The organism is Lapillicoccus sp. (assembly GCF_025353065.1).
GTDB lineage: Bacteria > Actinomycetota > Actinomycetes > Actinomycetales > Dermatophilaceae > Lapillicoccus.
Window position 1 is genome coordinate 1 of sequence record NZ_JANXRJ010000089.1, and the last position, 4,167, is coordinate 4,167.

Here is a 4,167-nt window from a genome sequence, read left to right on the forward strand (position 1 = left end):
CTCAGCGCCAGACCACGACCTCAGCGCGGATCTCGACCTCAGCGCGGATCCCGCCCCGTCGGTGCGACCAGTTTCCGGTGTGGCGGCTAGGCTCGAACGAGTGAGCGCCGATCCCGACACCTCCCCCGCGACGACCGTCAAAACCAGCGTGCCCGCCTGGATCGACCTCCCGGGCGTGGTCAACATGCGCGACGTCGGTGGTCTGCTGACCGAGGACGGTGGGGTGATCACCCCCGGTCGGGTCCTGCGGTCCGACAACCTCCAGGATCTCCCCACCGAGTCGGTGCGGCGGCTGGTCGAGGACCTCGGCGTGACCGATGTCGTCGACCTGCGCACGTTCGTCGAGGTGGCGAAGGAGGGCGACGGTCCTCTCATCAGGCGCACGGACGTCCACGTCCAGCACTTCACGCTCTATCCCGAGGACACCGACGAGACCGGCATCCCCGCCGGCGAGCGGGAGCTGCCCTGGGTCGGCGATCCCGACCTCGGCGACCGGGCCCGGTATGCCGCGGCGGCTGCGGCCAGCCCGCTGACGGTCGGCGCGGCGATGGACGAGGAGGCCGCGGCTGAGGATGGGGACACCCGCCCGGCGGCCGAGCGGGGCGGCGAGACCGACCCTGCGCGCCACGACTCCTACTGGTCGAACCACTACCTGGGATACCTCGCGCAGCGCCCCGACTCGGTCGTCGCGGCCCTGCGGGCGATCGCCGACAGTCCCGGCGCCGTGATCGTGCACTGCGCCGCCGGCAAGGACCGCACCGGCACGGTCATCGGCTTGGCCCTCAAGCTCGCCGGCGCCACGGACGAGGCCATCGTCGCCGACTTCCTGGCCTCGGCGGAGCGGGTGCCGCAGATCCTGGAGCGGCTCAAGGGCCGTCCCGCCTATGCGGTCAACCTCGACGGCAAGACGGTCGCACAGCAGTCCCCTCGCGCCGACACGATGCGGATGATGCTGCGCTCCCTCGAGGAGGACCACGGCGGGCTCGGAGGCTGGCTCGGGCAGCACGGCTGGACCGCCGATGACACGGCCCGGCTCCGGGCCAAGCTGCGCGACTGAAGCACGACCACCCAGGCCCGCCGAGGTGATCGGCGTCCGCGATCCCCTAGCCGGAATAGGTGCCGAAGCTCCAGCGATTGCCTTCTGTATCAGCGATGCTGAAGCCGCGGGAGCCGTAGTCGGTCTCCTCCATCGGCCGCAGGACGCGGGCGCCGAGAGCCGTCGCGCGCGCGAGGACGGCGTCGGGGTCGTCGCAGACCACGTAGCAGGAGCCGCCACCCACCGGGACGGCGAAGGTCGGGTCGGACTTCTCGGCGCTCGAGACCATCACGCGGCCTCCTTCGGGCCACAGCATCTCGCTGTGGTGGACCGTTGCCTCGTCGTCGTCGAGGACGCAGATGCCCTCGTCGAACCCGAGCGCCGCGAGCCAGCGGCGGATCGCGAGCGCGTCGGCGCAGGTCACCCCCGGCCAGAGGTTGTGGTCTCGACGGTGAGGGCTGGCGTCACCACCCGAGGCGGTCGAGGCGGTCGAGGGGTTCGGGTCCGTCGTGTGGGTGGTCATGACCTCACCCTCCCTCAGCCCGGACGGACCGGTCTTGAACATTTGCGAGGACATCGCTCTCGGGCCAGCGCCCGGGCGTCACGCCGGCCAGCGCCTGCCACTCGCGGGTGAGGTGCGCCTGGTCGGCATACCCGCAGGTGGCTGCGACGTCGGCGAGCCGCACCCCGGGTCGGACGAGCCGGGTCGACCGCTCGAACCGCATCACCCGGGCGGTCGTCTTGGGGCGCAGCCCGAACTCCGAGGTGAACCGCTCGGTCAGCTGGCGAGCCGACCACCCGACGTGGCGCGCAACCTCGCCGACCCCGACGGCGCCGTCGTGACGGGCGAGCACCCGCCACGCCTCGCCGACCTCGGGGGCGGCCGCTGTGGCCGGGTGGGCACGGCGGTCGAGACGGGCGAGCAGAGCAGCCTGGACGAGGCCGAGCCGAGCTTTCCAGGTCGCCGCATCGACGAGCCGTTCCTGGAGCAGCCGGCCGCCCGACCCGAGCAGATCCTCCAGGCCGACGACGAGACCCGCGAGCTCAGCCGCCGGCATACCGAGGAGCGCGCGTGCGCCGGCCGGTGTCAACGCGACCTGGATGCCGTGCTGGCGCCCGTCGTGGTGGATGAGGACCGGGCGGTCGTGCAGGCCCCCGACGACCGAGCCGAGGCGGACCTCGCCATGGCCGGGCACCGACAGGTCCATCGGCTCGTCCAGGCTGATGACGACGGTGAGGTCGCGCGACGGAAACCCCACGTGGGAGCCGGCCGGGAAGCCCCACATCCGGTAGCCGTGCAGGCCGGAGACCAGCGGCACCAAGGGTTCCGTGAGGTGGGCGGTGACATGCTCCTGCACGACCGCCAGCGTATGCCGCGTCCTCGCGACACTCGGCAGACGCGAGGGGCCGGACCTACTTCTTGGCCTTTTCGCCGTCGTTGGACAGGGCCGCGATGAAGGCCTCCTGGGGGACCTCGACGCGGCCGACCATCTTCATCCGCTTCTTGCCCTCCTTCTGCTTCTCCAGCAGCTTGCGCTTGCGGGTGATGTCTCCGCCGTAGCACTTGGCGAGCACGTCCTTGCGCATCGCGCGGATGGTCTCGCGGGCGATGATGCGCGCCCCGATCGCCGCCTGGATCGGCACCTCGAACTGCTGGCGCGGGATCAGCTCGCGCAGCTTGGAGGCCATCTGGACGCCGTAGGCGTAGGCCTTGTCCCGGTGCACGATCGAGCTGAAGGCGTCGACCTGCTCGCCCTGCAGGAGGATGTCGACGCGCACGAGGTCGGCGACCTGCTCGCCGTCGGGTTCGTAGTCGAGCGAGGCGTAGCCCCTGGTGCGGGACTTGAGGAGGTCGAAGAAGTCGAAGACGATCTCGGCCAGCGGCAGCGTGTAGCGCATCTCGACGCGTTCCTCGGAGAGGTAGTCCATCCCGCGCAGGGTGCCCCGCCGCTGCTGGCAGAGCTCCATGATCGCGCCGATGAACTCGGCCGGGGCGAGGATCGTCGCCCGCACGACGGGCTCCTGGACCTCGACGATCTTGCCGTCGGGATATTCGCTCGGGTTGGTGACCTCGATATGCCGGTTGCCCTCGAGGAGGACGTCGTAGACGACGCTCGGCAGGGTCGAGATCAGGTCGAGGTCGAACTCGCGCTCGAGCCGCTCGCGGATGATCTCGAGGTGGAGCATCCCGAGGAAGCCCACCCGGAAGCCGAAGCCGAGGGCCACCGAGGTCTCGGGCTCGTAGACGAGCGCCGCGTCGTTGAGCTTGAGCCGGTCGAGCGCGTCGCGCAGGACCGGGTAGTCGGAGCCGTCGATCGGGAAGAGCCCGGAGTAGACCATCGGCTTCGGGTCGCGGTAGCCGCCGAGGGCCACCGTCGCGGGCTTGGACGCGTTGGTCACCGTGTCGCCGACGCGGGACTGACGGACGTCCTTGACCCCGGTGATGAGGTAGCCGACCTCGCCCACACCGAGGCCCTTGCTGGGGGTCGGCTCCGGCGAGCTGACGCCGATCTCGAGCAGCTCGTGCGTCGCCCTCGTCGACATCATGACGATCTTCTCGCGCGGGTTGAGGTTGCCGTCGATGACGCGGACGTAGGTCACCACGCCCCGGTAAGTGTCGTAGACCGAGTCGAAGATCATCGCTCGCGCCGGAGCGGCAGGATCGCCGGACGGACCGGGGATCTGGCGGACGATCTGGTCCAGCAGCGGCTCGACCCCGAAACCGGTCTTGCCCGAGACCCGGAGGCAGTCGTCGGGCTCGCAGCCGACCAGCCGGGCCAGCTCCTCGGCATACTTCTCGGGCTGCGCGGCCGGCAGGTCGATCTTGTTGAGGACCGGGATGATCGTCATGTCGTTCTCCATCGCGAGATAGAGATTGGCGAGCGTCTGCGCCTCGATGCCCTGTGCGGCGTCGACGAGCAGGACCGCGCCCTCGGCGGCGGCGAGCGAGCGCGAGACCTCGTAGGTGAAGTCGACGTGCCCCGGGGTGTCGATCATGTTGAGGCAGTAGACGTCCTGCCCCGCCTTGGCGCCATCAGCCTCCGGTGTCGCGTCGACCGCCCAGGGCATCCGGACCGCCTGGCTCTTGATCGTGATGCCGCGCTCGCGCTCGATGTCCATGCGGTCGAGGT

General features: G+C 70.5%; 4 protein-coding genes. 1 reads left to right on the plus strand and 3 read right to left on the minus strand.

Features of this window, described 5'->3' with window-relative positions; genetic code table 11:
* Positions 1 to 100 precede the first annotated feature (100 nt).
* The gene (locus tag Q0R63_RS07580; RefSeq protein WP_295695930.1) at positions 101 to 1,057 is read left to right on the plus strand and encodes a tyrosine-protein phosphatase; all 957 of its coding nucleotides are present in this window, start codon (positions 101 to 103) and stop codon (positions 1,055 to 1,057) included.
* Positions 1,058 to 1,103: 46 nt separating this feature from the next.
* Here the strand turns inward: Q0R63_RS07580 and Q0R63_RS07585 are convergent, their stop codons facing one another.
* From Q0R63_RS07585 to lepA, 3 genes are all read right to left on the minus strand, one after another.
* Entirely contained in the window at positions 1,104 to 1,559 is a 456-nt protein-coding gene (locus Q0R63_RS07585; RefSeq protein WP_295695932.1) for a VOC family protein, read from the minus strand.
* Positions 1,560 to 1,563: 4 nt separating this feature from the next.
* Positions 1,564 to 2,394, minus strand: coding sequence for an AraC family transcriptional regulator (locus Q0R63_RS07590; RefSeq protein ID WP_295695934.1), 831 nt, complete (start codon positions 2,392 to 2,394; stop codon positions 1,564 to 1,566).
* 55 nt (positions 2,395 to 2,449) lie between these two features.
* On the minus strand, positions 2,450 to 4,167 hold a 1,718-nt coding region (lepA, locus tag Q0R63_RS07595; protein WP_295695936.1), incomplete at its 5' end, for a translation elongation factor 4.